The 15,348-nt window shown below is 74.0% G+C and carries 12 protein-coding genes; 7 read left to right on the top strand and 5 right to left on the bottom strand.

Annotated features, from left to right (window positions below):
* Window positions 1-231 precede the first annotated feature (231 nt).
* Complete coding sequence (locus V6U90_RS07285) at window positions 232-528, bottom strand: hypothetical protein (RefSeq protein ID WP_334432437.1); 297 nt, start codon at window positions 526-528, stop codon at window positions 232-234.
* A gap of 215 nt (window positions 529-743) precedes the next feature.
* Here V6U90_RS07285 and V6U90_RS07280 point away from each other — a divergent pair, with 215 nt between their 5' ends.
* The 4 genes from V6U90_RS07280 to V6U90_RS07265 all read left to right on the top strand — a co-directional run bounded on the left by V6U90_RS07280 (window position 744) and on the right by V6U90_RS07265 (window position 6,018).
* Window positions 744-2,000, top strand: a complete 1,257-nt coding sequence (locus V6U90_RS07280; protein WP_442933541.1) for a carboxylate-amine ligase — start codon at window positions 744-746, stop codon at window positions 1,998-2,000.
* 23 nt (window positions 2,001-2,023) lie between these two features.
* On the top strand, window positions 2,024-3,394 hold the full coding sequence (locus V6U90_RS07275) for an FAD-dependent oxidoreductase (protein ID WP_334432433.1): 1,371 nt from the start codon (window positions 2,024-2,026) through the stop codon (window positions 3,392-3,394).
* A gap of 155 nt (window positions 3,395-3,549) precedes the next feature.
* Window positions 3,550-4,971: a WGR domain-containing protein gene (locus V6U90_RS07270; RefSeq protein ID WP_334432431.1), complete on the top strand. Its 1,422-nt coding sequence runs from the start codon at window positions 3,550-3,552 to the stop codon at window positions 4,969-4,971.
* A gap of 168 nt (window positions 4,972-5,139) precedes the next feature.
* Window positions 5,140-6,018 (top strand): aminoglycoside phosphotransferase family protein, encoded by an 879-nt coding sequence (locus tag V6U90_RS07265; RefSeq protein WP_334432429.1) that lies wholly within the window; start codon window positions 5,140-5,142, stop codon window positions 6,016-6,018.
* Between the two features lie 139 nt (window positions 6,019-6,157).
* Here V6U90_RS07265 and V6U90_RS07260 read toward each other — a convergent pair whose 3' ends face one another.
* A complete protein-coding gene (locus V6U90_RS07260; protein WP_334432427.1) occupies window positions 6,158-6,967 on the bottom strand; it encodes an Fpg/Nei family DNA glycosylase in 810 nt (269 codons plus the stop codon).
* A gap of 123 nt (window positions 6,968-7,090) precedes the next feature.
* Between V6U90_RS07260 and V6U90_RS07255 the strand changes: the two genes are divergently transcribed.
* The 3 genes from V6U90_RS07255 (at window position 7,091) to rocD (ending at window position 10,236) form a co-directional block, all read left to right on the top strand.
* A complete protein-coding gene (locus V6U90_RS07255) occupies window positions 7,091-7,867 on the top strand; it encodes a DUF308 domain-containing protein (RefSeq protein ID WP_334432425.1) in 777 nt (258 codons plus the stop codon).
* 333 nt (window positions 7,868-8,200) lie between these two features.
* The gene (ddaH, locus tag V6U90_RS07250; protein WP_334432502.1) at window positions 8,201-9,016 is read left to right on the top strand and encodes a dimethylargininase; all 816 of its coding nucleotides are present in this window, start codon (window positions 8,201-8,203) and stop codon (window positions 9,014-9,016) included.
* Window positions 9,017-9,027: 11 nt separating this feature from the next.
* Window positions 9,028-10,236, top strand: coding sequence for an ornithine--oxo-acid transaminase (gene rocD / locus V6U90_RS07245; RefSeq protein WP_442933544.1), 1,209 nt, complete (start codon window positions 9,028-9,030; stop codon window positions 10,234-10,236).
* 71 nt (window positions 10,237-10,307) lie between these two features.
* Here rocD and V6U90_RS07240 read toward each other — a convergent pair whose 3' ends face one another.
* The 3 genes from V6U90_RS07240 to V6U90_RS07230 form a co-directional block, all read right to left on the bottom strand.
* Complete coding sequence (locus tag V6U90_RS07240; RefSeq protein WP_334432423.1) at window positions 10,308-11,459, bottom strand: FHA domain-containing protein; 1,152 nt, start codon at window positions 11,457-11,459, stop codon at window positions 10,308-10,310.
* Window positions 11,456-11,749, bottom strand: a complete 294-nt coding sequence (locus V6U90_RS07235) for a 4a-hydroxytetrahydrobiopterin dehydratase (protein ID WP_334432421.1) — start codon at window positions 11,747-11,749, stop codon at window positions 11,456-11,458. Before V6U90_RS07235 ends, V6U90_RS07240 begins: the two co-directional genes overlap by 4 nt.
* A 126-nt stretch (window positions 11,750-11,875) precedes the next feature.
* A complete protein-coding gene (locus tag V6U90_RS07230) occupies window positions 11,876-15,346 on the bottom strand; it encodes an SCO7613 C-terminal domain-containing membrane protein (RefSeq protein ID WP_334432419.1) in 3,471 nt (1,156 codons plus the stop codon).
* Window positions 15,347-15,348: the final 2 nt, after the last annotated feature.

The following is a 15,348-nucleotide window of genomic DNA, read 5'->3' as shown; positions in this document are numbered from 1 at the left end:
TTCGATTCCGGGACGGCCGCTGGGCGCACGACGGCGCCGACCGGGAGCGGCGTCCTCTTCGGTCGGGAAGCGACGGAATCGGCTACAGGGACCCCGACGTCGGGCCGGCGACCGCACGCGGCGACGTGACCGGGCGGCAACCACGATGGAACGCGGGAGCTGCCGGCGGCTACGTGGAGGAACGCGACGGGAACCGGCCGGCAGGCACCTCCCGGAACGGGACGTGCCGGGTCACCCGGCCGAGGGAAGCCAGCCCGGTGCGCGGGGACGGGGACGACCGGCGGCGTCCGGGTCACCACTGCGGGGTACCGGATGACCTGCGGCATGCAGCCGGTGGAACCTGACCCAGCCGGCCGGGCGGGTACCGCCGGGGATGGTGAAGAGCAGGACCACCAGCGCGACGGCGAGCATCGCAGTCACCGCGACGGTGGCCCCGGCGACCAGCTCCCCCGGGTTGCCGGCGAGCGCGCCGAACTGCACGAGGACGTGCCACCACACGCACAGCGCGATCAGCGGCATCCCCGGCACGCCCCCAGGCTAGTCCCCGCTGTCATCCCCCACCGCCCGACACCCGATGCCCAGCACCCGGCGCCCGATGCCCAGCACCCGGGACCGGGACCCACCGTCCGGCACCCGGCGACAGTGGCGGCGACACCGGGCCGGCGGCGTTTCCGGCGATGGCCACCGTGGGTAATCCGGCGTCGACCGGGCGGCGGACGGCCGCGGGCGCAACGGAACGGACGGTGGTGGCGATGGCCGGCGGGGTCGCGGCAGCGGACGAGGTACGGCCGGCGCCCGGCGACGCGGAGCTGACCGGTACCGACCTGCGGACCGTGGGCATCGAGGAGGAGTTCCTGCTCACCGACCCGCACACCGGGGTTGCGGTGCCCGCCGTGCACCAGGTGATGGAGCAGGTCCCGGCGGAGTTGCGCGGGCAGGTCCAGCACGAGTTCCAGACCAGTCAGATCGAGATCGGCAGTCCGCCGGGGCTGGAACTGTCCGCACTGCGGCACTCGCTGGGGCTGCTGCGGACCGGGCTGGCCGACGCCGCCGAGGCAGCCGGGGTACGGCTGGTCGCGGTCGGTACCGGTCCGGTGGACGGCCCGGTGCCGCCGGTGGTCGACAAGCCCCGCTTCCACGAGATGGTCGACCGCTACGGGCTGCTGGTACCCGGACCGGGCAACAACGGGATGCACGTGCACGTCGGCATCCCCGACCCGGAGACCGGGGTGCAGGTCCTCAACCACCTGCGTCCCTGGCTGCCGGTACTGCACGCGGCCACCACCAACTCACCGTTCTTCGCCGGGGCGGACACCGGGTACGCCAGTTGGCGGTCGGTGGAGTGGGAACGGTGGCCGTCGGTGGCCCCGAGCCCGGTGCTGGACTCGTACGCCCACTACGAACGCCTGATCGACCAGCTCATCGACACCGGGATGATGCTGGACGAGGGGATGCTCTACTGGTACGCCCGGCTCTCCGCGAACTACCCGACGGTGGAGATCCGCATCGGCGACGTCTGCCCGAGCCTGGACGACACCCTCCTCGTCGCGGCCCTGTTGCGCGCCCTGGTGGCGACGCTGGTCGCCGACATCGAGGCGGGCCGGCCACCGGTCCGGGTCGACCACCACCTGTTGGTGGCCGCGCACTGGCAGGCCGCCCACGAGGGGCTGGAGGGCAACGGTTTCGACCTCTTCGACGGCGGTGTCCGGCCGGCCTGGCACCTGCTGGACCGCCTGGTCGGGCGGGTCACCCCGGAACTGGACCGGCACGGGGACCTGACCGAGGTCACCGGTCTGCTCGACCGGCTGCGTCGGCGCGGCAGCGGCGCGGCCCGGCAGCGGGCCACCTTCGCACGGACCGGCCGGCTGGTCGACGTCCTGACCGCCCTGGCGGAGCAGACCCGGGGCGACCGCCCGCCAGGAGAGCCCGGCCGGGTCACGCAGCGCGGACAGACCACCCAACCCGGACAGATCACGCAGCACGACCGGGCGCGGAGCTGATCGTGGGGTGGAAGACTGATCCCATGGCGGAGCGGTTGATCGTGGTGGGTGGCGACGCCGCCGGGATGGCGGCGGCCTCCCAGGCCCGGCGCCGCCGAGACGGCACGGATCTGGAGATCGTCACGTTCGAGCGGGGCCACTTCACCTCGTACTCGGCATGCGGCATTCCCTACTGGATCAGCGGCGTGGTCACCGACCGGGACGACCTGATCGCCCGCGACCCGGCGACCTTCCGCGAGACGTTCGACATCGACGTCCGGCTGCGGCACGAGGTGACCCGGATCGACCTCGAACGCCGTGAGGTCCACGCCCGGAGCCTGGACAGCGGTGCCGAGGTCCGCGAACCGTTCGACCAGTTGGTGTACGCCACCGGGGCGGTGCCGGTGACGCCGGACTGGGCGCAGACCGACGCGCTCGGGGTGTTCGGGGTGCAGACCCTGGACGACGGCTCGGCCCTGCGGGAGTGGCTGGACCAGGACCCGGGGCCGTCCCGGGCGGTGGTGGTCGGGGGCGGCTACATCGGGGTGGAGATGGCCGAGGCGATGCTGCGCCGAGGGCTGTCGGTCACCCTGGTCGAGCGGGCGCAGCAACCCATGTCGACCGTCGATCCGGACATGGCCGCGTTGGTCGCCGACGCGATGCGCAACCTCGGCATCGACATACGCGCCGGAGTGGCGGTGACCGGGCTGGAGACCGGGGACGGGCGGGTCCGGGGCGTACGGACCACCAGCGGTCGGGTACCGGCCGACGTGGTGGTGCTGGGTCTGGGCGTACGCCCGAACACCGCCCTCGCCGCCGACGCCGGCCTGCCGCTCGGTCCGACCGGCGGAATCCGGGTGGACCTGCGGATGCGGGTAATGGACACCCCGGGGGTGTGGGCGGCGGGCGACTGCGTGGAGACCGTGCACCGGGTCAGCGGACAGCCAGCCCACGTGCCACTCGGTACGCACGCCAACAAGCAGGGCCGGGTGGCCGGCATCAACATCGGTGGCGGGTACGCCACCTTCCCCGGCGTGGTCGGCACGGCCGTGACCAAGGTCTGTGACCTGGAGGTGGGGCGGACCGGCCTACGGGAGCGGGACGCCAGCGCGGCCGGTTTCGAGTTCGTCAGCACGGTCGTGGAGTCGACCAACCGGGCCGGGTACTTCCCGGGCGCGGAGACGATGACGGTGAAGCTGATCGCCGAACGGCCGAGCGGCCGGCTGCTCGGTGCGCAGATCGTCGGCCGGTCGGAGGCGGCGAAGCGGATCGACCCGCTGGCCGTGGCACTGTGGAACGGCATGACCGTGGACGACATGACCGCCCTGGACCTGGGATACGCGCCGCCGTACGCGCCGGTCTGGGATCCGGTGCTGATCGCGGCCCGCAAGGCCGTCGACGCGCTCCGCACGTAAGGAAGGGCCCCTTCTTAACGTTTTCGGTAGAGGAAGGGCCCCTTCTTAACACCACGACCGGCCCTTGTCGGAGGGTGCGGCTAACCTCCCCTTCAGTCGCTGCGCCGGTCGGATCGAGCCGCCGGCAGCCATCCCCCGCGCCGGAGGTTCCCCAGATGTCCCAGGAGACGACGTACCTCGAACTGTCCGAAGCGGACGGTGGAGCGCACAAGTTCTACGAGGTGACCGTCGACGACGCCAAGCTGACCGTCCGGTACGGCCGGATCGGCGGCAGCGGGCAGGTCAAGACCGCCAGCTACCCGGACAACGCCCGGGCGCGCGCCGAGGCGGCCAAGAAGATCGGGGAAAAGGTCCGCAAGGGGTACGCCCCGGCGGTGCCCGGGGTACGCCAGGCCCGTCCGGTCTCCCGGCGGCAGATCGTCAGCACCCGCTCCACCGCCCGCACCGCCCCGGTGCTCTGGCGGTACGACTCGGGTGCCCCGGCGTTCGGCATCTTCGTCGACGGCCAGCACTGCATGGTCGGCAACGAGCACGGGGTGATCAGCACGCTGACCCACGACGCACAGGTGGTGCAGCAGTTCCGCCTCCCGGACGGGGTGAAGTGCATCGTCGCCGACGACGACTGGATCTACGCCGGCTGCGACGACGGCAACGTGTACGACCTCTCCGGCAAGGTGCCCCGGCTGGCGTACCGGATCGCGCCGGACATCGACATCTACTGGCTGGACATCCACGACGGGGTGCTCGGGGTCTCCGACGCCGGTGGTGGGATCGCCGCGATCGACCACGAGGACGAATTCCTCTGGCGACGCAAGGGTCGGGGCCAGTCCGGCTGGATGGTGCGCTGCGACGCCGACGCGATGTACCACGGCCACTCGCAGGGCGTCACCAGCTACGACTGGCGGACCGGCCAGGAGCTGTGGCACAGCCGCACCGGGTCGGTGCTCTTCGGCTGGCAGGAGCGGGACAGCGTGTTCGCCGGCACCGCCAGCCGGGAGGTGGTCCGGATGGCCAAGAGTGGCCGCCGGGAGGCCACCTACCAGTGTGACGCCCCGGTCTTCTCCTGCGCGGCCGCCGCCGACGGCCGGTACGTCTTCGCCGGGGACTCCCACTCCTCGGTCTACTGCTTCGCGGCGGACGGCACCCGGCTGTGGAAGCTGGGCACCGGCTGCGGCTCGGCGTATTCCATGCAGTACCACGACGAGCGGCTCTACGTGGTCACCACCAGCGGGCACCTGGCCTGCATCGACGCCAGCGACGCGGCGATCGCGGCGGCCCAGGCCGGCACCGTGCCGACCGTGGTGGACGTCAAGGCCCCGCCGAAGCCGCCGGTGGCCGCGTCCACCACGGTCGAGGTGACCAGCGACGCCTCCTCCGGCGGGGTGCTGGTGGAGTGCGTGGAGGTGGGCGGCCGGCTGCGGGTACGGGTGCTCGCCAACGGTTACCACCAGGACTGGTCGGTGCAGTTCCCCAAGGGCATCCGGGAGCGCGGGGCGCGTTACCTGGTCACCGAGGTCCGCGAGGCCGGCCGGGGCGGTTTCTACCGGGCCTACGGCGACATCCGCCGGCTGGTCTGAACGCAGCGACGAACGCAGGAACGCAGGGAACCGGCCCGTCCGGCCGTAACGGCGGCAGGGAACCGGCCCGTCCGGCCGTAACGGCGGCAGGGAACCGACCGGTCCGGACGCGACAACGGCAGGAAAACCGGTTGTACGACCGGACGGTCGACGACCGACGATGGCCGGGTGAGCGCCGATTGGACGGTACCGGACCGGCTCAGTGCCCTCCGTAACCTGCCGGACGGGCGGGACTGGTTGGCGGCCCTGCCGGCCCGACTCGCGGAGTGCGCCGAGCGCTGGGAGCTACGTACCGGTCCGCCGTACCGGGACAGCTTCGCGTCCCTCGCGGTACCGGCGGTACGCGCCGACGGCACCCGCGCGGTACTGAAGCTCCAGTACCCGGAAGCCGAGAGCCGGCACGAGGCGGACGCACTGGCCCACTGGGCCGGCGACGGCGCGGTCCGGCTGCTGGCGCACGACCCGGTCCGCCGGGCACTGCTGATCGAGCGGTGTGTACCGGGGGAACCGCTGTTCTCCCGGCCGGCGCCGGAGGCGGTCGGAGTACTGGTCGGGCTGTTGCCCCGGCTCTGGCGGCCGGAGGGTGCCCCGTTCACCACGCTGGCCGAGCAGGCGGCCGGTTGGGCGGCCCGGCTGCCGGACCACTGGGAGCGGGCCGGCCGGCCGTTCCCACGGCGGGACGTGGACGCGATCCTGGAGCTGCTGCCCGCGCTGGCCGCCAGCCAGGGCGAACAGGTGCTGGTCAACCAGGACCTGCACACCGGGAACGTGCTGGCCGCCGAGCGGGAACCGTGGCTGGTCATCGACCCGAAACCGCTGGTCGGTGAGCGGGAGTTCAGCGTGGTGCCGGCGGTCCGGGGCACCGAGTTGGGGCATTCCGCAGTCGCCGTGCGGTACCGGCTGGACCGGCTCAGCGCGGAGCTGGGGCTGGACCGGGAGCGGGTCCGTGGGTGGACCGTGTGTCAGACCGCGAGCTGGTGTTTCGGCACCGGCACGGTCTTCCCGCCGCACGTCGACGTGATCCGCTGGCTACTGGGCCCGGGCTGAGCCGGACCAACCGGGGCTGAGCCGGACCGGCCCGGCCTGCGTCAGACCGGCCCGGCTTGAGTCAGACCGGCTTGAGACCGGCCTGAGTCAGACCAGCTTGAGCCCGGCCTGCGTCAGACCGGCTTGAGCCCGGCCTGCGTCAGACCGGCTGGCAGGTCGGGCACCAGTAGAAGTTCCGGCCGGCGAGGTCGCCACGACGGATGGTGGTACCGCAGACGTGGCAGGGGGTGTCCGGGCGGCGGTAGACGTACACCTCACCGCCGTGCCGGTCCACCCGGGGTGCCCGGCCCATCGCCTCGGGCAGGTGGGCCGGTCGGACCGTGTCGATCCGGCCGACGGTCACCGCCACCCCCATCAGGTCGACCAGGTCGGCCCAGAGGTTCCGCCAGGCGGCCGGGGTCAGCTCCCGGCCGGGCAGCGTCGGCGGCAGGCCGGCGCGGAACAGCGCCTCGGTGACGAAGATCAGGCCGGTGCCGGCCACCACGGACTGGTCGAGCAGCAGGGCGCCGAGCGGGGTCGGGCTCCGGGAGATCCGGGCGTACGCCCGTGCCGGATCGGTGTCGTCACGGAGCGGGTCGGGGCCGAGCCGGTCCCGCAGCGCCTGCACCTCGGGCGGGTCGAGCAGGTCGCAGGCGGTGGGCCCGCGCAGGTCGAGCCAGTGCCGGTCGCTGGTCAGCCGGAGCCGGACCTGCCCCACCGGGGGCGGCGGCTCCCCCGACCCGTCGGTGAACTTCCCGTACAGGCCGAGGTGCACGTGCAGGGTCAGCTCACCCGAATAGTGGTGCAGCAGATGCTTGCCGTACGCCTCGGTGCCGTCGAGAACCGCGCCGGAGAGCCGGGCGGCGCCCTCGGCGAAGCGGCCCTGCGGGCTGGCGGCGAGCAGTTTGTCGCCGGCGAACAGCTCGGCGTGCCGTGCCGCCAGCCGGTGGATGGTGTGTCCCTCTGGCACGACCGCCAAGCGTAGCCGGGCCGGCTGATTGGCGATCCGGCCGGTTGGGTACGGCTAGGACACACGTACCGCGTGGATGCCACCTGTAGACATCGGCCACCACGCATTCACAGGAGGTGTGGTGTGGTCAAGATTCCTTCGCTCATGCGCCGGACGGAGACGACCCCGGCCGGGGACACCGACCCGGCCCGGGACACCAACGCGACCGGAGCCACCAACCCGACCGGGGACACGGACCGGGACGGTCGGATCGACGGGGCGGACCGGCGGATGGACGGTGCGGTCCCCGGCGACCCGGGGAGACCGGCCGAGCGGGCGGCAGCCCGGCGCGCGGCGGTCGCCCGCGCCGCCACTGGCGCCACCGGCGCTACCGCCACCGATTCGCGCCGCTCGACGGTAACCGCCCCCGACCCGGCCCTCGACCACGCCGCCGACCTGGACCGGCACGGTCGTACCGACATCGTGCCGGACCGGGACGGTCGGGCGGATACCGTCCTGGAGCGGGACAGTCGGCTCGACCCGGACGCCCACCCGGACGGCACGGCCGGGCCGGAACCGGTCGTACCCGCCGGGCCGAAGCCCCGGGCCAGCCTGCTCGCCACCCTCGGGCTGATCGCCGGGGTGGCCGCGGCGCTCTTCGTCCTCACCGGCACCCTCGCCGGGTACGGCATCGCCCTGGGCGCCCTGGCGGTGGTCCTCTCGGTCTTCGGCATGATGGCGACCCGCCGCCGGCACGTGGCCGGTACGACCGACGCCCTGATCGGCGTGCTGCTCGGGCTGGGCGCGGTGGTGGTCGGGGTGCTGGCCATGACCGGGCAGTTCGTCTGGCCGACCACGGACGGCGACTGGGTGCTCCGGTTCCGGGAGTGGCTTGACACACAGTTTGTGAACCGGTTCTGACGGGTAGTGCAGCGGCCGGGTCGGTGGTTCACCGGCCTGGTCCCGCGGCACCGCTGGTGGTTCACCGGCTGACGCGATTCTCTTTCGGGGGCGGCGATGCGCCGCCCCCGAAGCGTGTCCGGAGGGTGGGCCGGGTCACCAGCGCACACCGCCCCCTGCCTTCACGCAACGTTTCGTTGGTTCCATTGCTGATAGACGCAATGAACTGCCGCATTGCGCAATCCTCACCAGTGGATTCTGCCGCTATGCCCACATAGCGTTGGGTACCGGCGCCAGCCCGTGGGCCGCAGGTGGCCGGGCGCGCCCGATTTCCCTGGGAGCAGGACAATGACGATGGACGCCACCAGCCAGCGCTATCTGATGTGCCGGCCGACGTACTTCGCCGTCGACTACGCGATCAACCCCTGGATGGACCCGACCGCGCCGGTCGACACGGCGCTGGCCGTCCGGCAGTGGGAGACGCTGCGCCAGGTCTACCTGGACCTCGGCCACACCGTCGAGTTGATCGACCCGGTTCCCGGCCTGCCGGACATGGTCTTCGCCGCCAACGGCGGGACGGTCATCGACGGCCGCGCCCTGGCCGTGCAGTTCCGCGACCCGCAGCGCGCCGACGAGGCCCCCGCCTACCGGGCCTGGTTCGAGTCGGCCGGCTTCGAGATGCACGACCCGAAGCACGTCAACGAGGGTGAGGGCGACATCCTGCTCGCCGGTGAGCTGCTGCTGGCCGGCACCGGGTTCCGCACCGCGCACGCCTCGCACGCCCAGTTGCAGGAGATCTTCGGGTATCCGGTGATCACCCTCCAACTGGTCGACCCGCGTTTCTACCACCTGGACACCGCGCTGACCGTGCTCGACGAGCGCACCGTGGCCTACCTCCCGGAGGCGTTCTCGCCCGGCAGCCAGGCCGCGCTGCGTCGACTCTTCCCGGACGCGGTGCTCGCCACCGCCGCCGACGCCGAGGTGCTCGGCCTGAACGCGGTCAGCGACGGCCGGCACGTGGTGCTGCCGGCGCAGGCCACCGACCTCGCCGCCGCGCTGCGCGACCGGGGGTACGAGATCATCGGGGTCGACCTCTCCGAGCTGCGCAAGGCTGGGGGCGGACCGAAGTGCTGCACGTTGCGACTCCGTCAGGGAAAGGCAGGCAAGTGATCGTCGACGACATGGTGCGGACCCCGGCTGCGGTACGGGACGCCGAGCGCTGGACGGCGCACAACTACCACCCACTGCCGGTGGTGATCTCGTCCGCCGAGGGGGCCTGGCTCACCGACGTGGACGGGCGGCGGTACCTCGACTGCCTCGCCGGCTACTCCGCGCTGAACTTCGGGCACCGGCACCCGCAGCTCATCGCGGCGGCGCACGCCCAACTCGACCGGCTCACCCTGACCAGCCGCGCGTTCATCCACGACCAGTTCGCCGACTTCTGCCGGGAGCTGGCCGAGCTGTGCGGCAAGGAGCTGGTCCTGCCGATGAACACCGGCGCCGAGGCGGTGGAGACCGCGATCAAGGTGGCCCGCAAGTGGGGCTACCAGGTCAAGGGCGTACCGGCCGGCCAGGCGACCATCGTGGTCGCCGAGGGCAACTTCCACGGCCGGACCACCACCATCGTCAGCTTCTCCACCGACACCGACGCCCGGGACGACTTCGGCCCGTACACCCCGGGGTTCCGGATCGTCCCCTACGGTGACCTGGCCGCGTTGGAGGCGGCGATCGACGACACCACGGTGGCCGTCCTGATCGAGCCCATCCAGGGTGAGCAGGGCGTCGTGGTGCCGCCGGAGGGCTACCTGCCGGGGGTACGCCGGGTCTGCACCGAGCGGAACGTGCTCTTCGTGGCCGACGAGATCCAGTCCGGGCTCGGCCGCACCGGGGAGACGTTCGCCTGTGACCACGAGGGCGTCACCCCGGACATGTACCTGCTCGGCAAGGCGCTCGGCGGCGGCATCGTGCCGGTCTCCGCGGTGGTGGCGGACGCCGACGTGCTCGGCGTGCTCCGTCCCGGCCAGCACGGTTCCACCTTCGGCGGTAACCCGCTGGCCTGCGCAGTGGCCACCGAGGTGGTCCGGCTGCTGGCCACCGGGGAGTTCCAGCACCGTTCGGCCGAGCTGGGGGCACGGCTGCACGAGTCGCTGCGGGCCCTGATCGGCCAGGGTCTGGTCGCGGTACGCGGCCGGGGTCTCTGGGCCGGCATCGACATCGACCCGGCGCTGATGACCGGCCGCGAGGCGTGCGAGCGGCTGGCCGAGCGGGGGGTGCTCGCCAAGGACACCCACGGCTCCACGATCCGGCTGGCCCCGCCCCTGGTGGTCACCGCCGAGGAGTTGGACCACGCGGTGGCGCAGCTCGCCGCCGTACTGGCCGGCGCCCGCTGAACGTACTGCAGACCGGCGACCGCCCCGCCCCCGGACACTCCGGTGGCGGGGCGGTCCCGTCCAGAACCGGGTCAGGGTCGGGGCAGCCGCATGGCCATGGTGGGCGCCTCGGCCATCACCGACGTCGGGTTGAAGGCGGCACCGGTGGGCAGTTCGCCGGCCCGGCCGACCTGCACCCCCGGGTAGAGCTCCACCATGTCGCCGGGGCCGAGCACCCGGCTCTGCCGCGGCGCCAACGGGATGCGCTCCGCCTCGTCCATCGAGCCGCCGGGACGGATACCGGAGCCGTTGGTGCTCAGGTCGGTGACGATCACCTCGCCGACCCGCAGCTCGAACTGGAGGTGCGAGCGGCTGATCCACCGCCGGGCCTCGTCGTTCAGCCACTGGCCGAGCATGATCCCGCCGGACTGTTCGGGCGCCCGCCCGACCAGCACCGGCTCGTCGCTGGTCAGCACGAACCGGCGCCGGGTCAGCCCGCCGATGCGTACCGCGAGCACCTGGGTACGCGGGCGGGCCCCGGCGTCGTTGAGCCGGCTGCCGTGCCGGGGGCAGGTGGGGGCGCCGGGCCGCAGCGTCGGCGGTGCCTGCCCGCTGGGCGAGCGTTCCACCCGGGCCAGGTCGGCGAAGGCACCGCCGCCTCCCCCGCCGCCGAAGAGCGCGCAGCCGGGCTCGGCGCAGCGCCAGAGGCGGGCGAGTAGTTGCGCACCGGCCAGTGACGGCGTACCGCTGACCGGTACGGTCCCGCCACCCACGTGTGCGGTGAGCGTCGGTCCGCCCGCGCCCGCCACCGGGGCCAGCACCCGCCCGGGCTGCTCGGCCACCCACGGGTACCGCCCGCGCAGCCCGTCGAGCCGGGCCCGGGTGAGCACCGGCAGCCCGAGCAGGTCGGCCACCTCCAGCATCCGGTCACCAGGGTTGTCCAGCACCTCCACCAGTCCGTCGTCGGCCCACCGGCGGACCACCATCCGCTCGTTGGAGGTCAGGTCGGCGTCGGAGAGCAACGCCCGGTGCACCACCGCGTAGACCGGGACGTTGTCCTCCTCCAGGTGGCGTACCAGGGCGTCGATGACCATGCCGAGCCGGAGCAGGTTGGCCGGCCGGCCGCCGTCGAGGTCCTGGTAGCGCACCACCTCGGCCAGATCCAGTACGGCACGGGCGAGGTTGGGGTCGGTGCAGACCCGTCCCTCGATGGCGTCCATGACCTTGCTGATCTCGAATCTCACCGCGCACTCCGGATGATCTCGTCGATCCGCCGGGCGAGGTCCAGGTCACGGTGGGTGACACCCCCGGCGGAGTGGGTGCTGCACCGGAAGGTGAGCGAACGCCACCGGATGTCGATGTCGGGGTGGTGGTCCAGTTCCTCGGCGACCGCCGCGACCCGGTTCACCACCTCGATCGCTCCGAGGAAGTCCCGCAGTTCGACCGTGCGGCGGAGACCGGACGGATCGCCCGTCCAGTCGTCCAGCCCGGTCAGCCCGTCCCGCACCGCCTCCGCGGTGAGCACCTCTACCATGCCGAGACCCTACCGCCGGAAGCCACGCCGGTCCTGCTCAGCCACCCGCCGGTCGCCCGGCCGGCCGGCGGACCGGTTCCCTCCGCCGGTGACCCGGCTCAACGAAACGACCGGTTCCTCCCGCCGTCAGCTCATCCGGCCGACCGCCGACCGCAACCGGCGCAGGTCCCGGCGGCGCCGTTCGTAGCTGGTGGCGAGGCCGATCAGCGCGAACCCGCCGACGGCGAGGTAGATCCACCGGGGCAGCAGGTCCCAACTCCGTACCGCCTCGACCAGCGCAAGCACGGCCAGGGTCGCCCCACCGAGCAGCACCGGGGCCTGCTGCCGCCGGACCGCGCCGATCAGCACCACCACCAGGGCCCCCGCACCGAGCAGCAGCCGCCGCGGCACCTGGTCCCCGGAGACCAGCACCGAGGCCAGGCTGGGCAGCAGGGCCGCCGCGAGTCCCGGACCGTAGGCCAGCCAACTGCCCAGCGCCGGCCGGGTACGCAGGGCCAACCAGCCGGCACCGAGCACAACCAGTGCCGCCGGCACGGTGTACGCCTCCAGCAGGGCCACCCGCTCGGCGGAGAGCAGCAGCCAGAGCGCGGCCAGCTCACTGACCCCGGCGACTGCGGCCAGCCGCCACCGTTTTCCGGCACGCTCCCCCGGCCACAACGCCCGGAGCCCGACCGCGATGCCCCAGAGGGTGCAGACCGCCGCCGCGTGCCGGGCCGAGGCCAGGGTCAGCAGCAGGGCGACCACGGCGGTGCCGTGGCCGGCGGCGTCCAGGGCCCGCGCCTCGACCCGCCGGCGCCCGACAACTCCGCCGGCGTCGGCAGAGCGGCGGCAACCCAGCACCGCCGCACCGGCCAGCGCCAGCACCGCCACCCCGAGCACCGCGAACCCGGCGAGGCGGAGCGGCAGGTCGGCGGCACGTACCGCGGTGACCGCGAGCGCCGCGCCAGCCGCCACAGCCGTACCCCAGCCGGCCACCCGCGCGGCCGGCAGGCGACCGGCGAGCGCCACGGTCACCGCGACGGCGACGGTCAACCCCAACCCACCCAGCGACCCGGCCCGCGTCGCGAGCAGCCCGGCCAGACCCGGTGCGGCCAGCGCCAGGCCGACCGGTACCAGCCAGCCGCCGGGTCGCAGCAGCGCGACGGCGAGCAGCAGCGCCAGGCCGTCGACCAGCAGCACCACCGGTACGACCGGCCAGCCCGCACCGGCCCCGGACAGCAGGACCGGGAGTGCCACCGCCGCCAGCGCCAGTGCCGGCCGGTGTCCGGACCGGAGCGTCCACGGTCCGTGGGTCGTACCGGCGGTGGCCGCCGCGAGCAGGAGCAACGCCACCCCGGTGGGCAGCCCGACCGGGCCCACCGCTCCGGGCGTCAACCCGACCCCGGCGGGTACGCCCGACCAGATCGCGGTGATCCAGCCGTACGGACCGACGAGCACCCGCCAGACATCGGGCAGGACGGCCACCCCGACGACCGGCAGGAGCAGCCCACCGGCGACCAGCAGTGCGGGCATCCCCGGCAGCCGCACCGGGTCGGACAACCGCCGTGGTCGTACCAGCCCCAGGCTGACCAGCAGCACCCCGGCCGACGCGTACAGCACCACTGGTTCGGCCGTACCGGGGGCGAGCGGCAGCAGTCCGGCCACCAGCACGGCACCGGCCAGCGCGCCCGCCGCGTACCCCGTGCCGGCCGGCCGCCACCGGCGGACCGCGAGCAACGCGCCGAGCAGGACGACGGCGGCACCCAGCACCCCACGCACCTGCCACCAGGGCGCCGCCCCCAGCGCGAAGAGCGTCACCCCCGTCCCTACCTGGCCGGCGAGCAGCCCCCCGGCGAAGAGCACTCCCCCGATCCGGCGCCGTACCCGGTCGGCCGGGTCGGGCAGGAGCACCGCCGTGACCCCGGCGAGCAGCAGCGCCCCGAGTACGGCTGCCGCCGCGCCGGGCGCGGCGAGACCGACCAGCAGCGCGTGTCCGGCGAGCAGGGCACCGGCGGCCGCCCGGAGCAGCGCGGTCACCGCCGAGCGGGCCGGCCGGGCCACGGCGAGCAACAGCAGGACGATCCCGGCGACGAGTTCCCCGGTGACCAGCACCGGCCACGGCGTCGGCCCGACGGCCGGCGCGGCGAGGACGACGACCGCCGCACCGACGGTGCCCACCGGCTCCCGGGCGGCCCGGGGCAGCAGCACCACCAGCGCGGCGGTGACCAGTGCCAGGGTCACCGGCACCTGCCAGCCGAAGTCCAGCTCCGGACCGGCCGTGGCCCCCTGCCAGGGCGGTACCGAGCGGGCCACCGCCATCGCGGCCAGGGTCCCGGCGATGGCGAGACCGACCTGGGCGAGCAGCCCGGCGCTGATCAGCGCGCCGACCCGGGTACCCAGCCCGACCGGGGCGGGCAGCCACCGACCGGTACCGAGGACGGCGAGGGTGAGCAGCGCGACGGTCACCCCGGCGCCCACCAGCAGCACCGACGGGCGCAGTTCACCGAGGGGCCGGAGCACCGCCGCTCCGGCGGCCAGCGCCAGCAGCGCACCGGCCAGGCCACCGAGCCCGCCCAGCCGGGTGACGTACCCGGCACCCGCCAGCGCCAGCACCACCACCAGCAGGGGCACCCCGGCGAGCAGTGGCGTCCCGGACACCTCGCCGACGGCGAGCGCCACCAGGGCGCAGACTGCCGCGGTGACCAGCGCCGAGCCATAGCCCAGCCAGGCGAGGACCCGCCCGGCGGTACCGGCGGGCGAGGTGGAGCGGCGGGCGAGCCGGGCTGCCACCAGCAGGTCGGCCAGGGCGACCCCGACGAGGGTCAACGCCCAGCCGGCCGCGCTCGGACGGGCGTCCGCCACGGCCAGCGGTAGTACCGGCTGTCCGGCGAGCAGCGCCGCGAACCACGGCACCCGGAGCCGGCTGAGCCGGGCGTAGCCGACGGCGACCGCCACGGTGACCGCACCGACCAGCGCGGCGTACCGGGTGCCCGGCCAGCCGGCCACCCCGGCCAGGTCCACGGTCCAGGCCGCGTACCCGTCGAGCACCACCAGGAGCAGCCCGACCGCGGCGAAGGTCTCGGCGGTACCGGTCAACTGGCGGCGTACCGCCAGCAGCGGCACGGCGAGGGTGAGGCCGGTCAGCCCGGCCAGGATCGCGGCCCGGCCGACGATCCCGACCGACGCCCAGGCGACTGCGGTGAACACGATCGCCGCTGTGCCGAGGAGCAGTCCACCCAGGACGAAGAGCAGGTTCTGCACGGTACGGGTGGAGGTCTCCGGTGCCGCGGCGGCGGACGGACCGGGCGCCACCGCTGGTACCGGCACCGCCGCTGGTACCGGCGCTACCGCCGGTCGGCGGGCCGCCCCGACGCGGGCCCGGACCCGGGCGGCCAGCTCGGCCCGACGGGCCTGCCGGACGTGCAGGTCGGCGGCGAGTGCGAGGTACGTCTGACGGGCCTGCTCGACCCGGGGGCCGAGCGCCGCGATCTCACCGTCGAGGTGGATCACCTCGGCGGCCGCCTGGTCCCCGGGCGCACCGCAGCCCGGACAGCCGGTGCCGAGGGTCGCCGGGGACCCGCAGATCGGGCAGGGATAACGGCTGGTCGGGGTGGTCACCG

Source organism: Micromonospora sp. CPCC 206060 (assembly GCF_036906895.1).
GTDB lineage: Bacteria > Actinomycetota > Actinomycetes > Mycobacteriales > Micromonosporaceae > Micromonospora.
This window is presented reverse-complemented; position numbering and strand designations above follow the sequence as displayed.

Excerpts from the sequence above, each read along its gene's own strand:
- V6U90_RS07275 (WP_334432433.1), top strand. The coding sequence starts at position 2,024 with ATGGCGGAGCGGTTGATCGTGGTGGGTGGCGACGCCGCCGGGATGGCG.
- V6U90_RS07270 (WP_334432431.1), top strand. The coding sequence starts at position 3,550 with ATGTCCCAGGAGACGACGTACCTCGAACTGTCCGAAGCGGACGGTGGA.
- ddaH (WP_334432502.1), top strand. The coding sequence starts at position 8,201 with ATGGACGCCACCAGCCAGCGCTATCTGATGTGCCGGCCGACGTACTTC.
- rocD (WP_442933544.1), top strand. The coding sequence starts at position 9,028 with ATGGTGCGGACCCCGGCTGCGGTACGGGACGCCGAGCGCTGGACGGCG.
- V6U90_RS07235 (WP_334432421.1), bottom strand. The coding sequence starts at position 11,749 with ATGGTAGAGGTGCTCACCGCGGAGGCGGTGCGGGACGGGCTGACCGGG.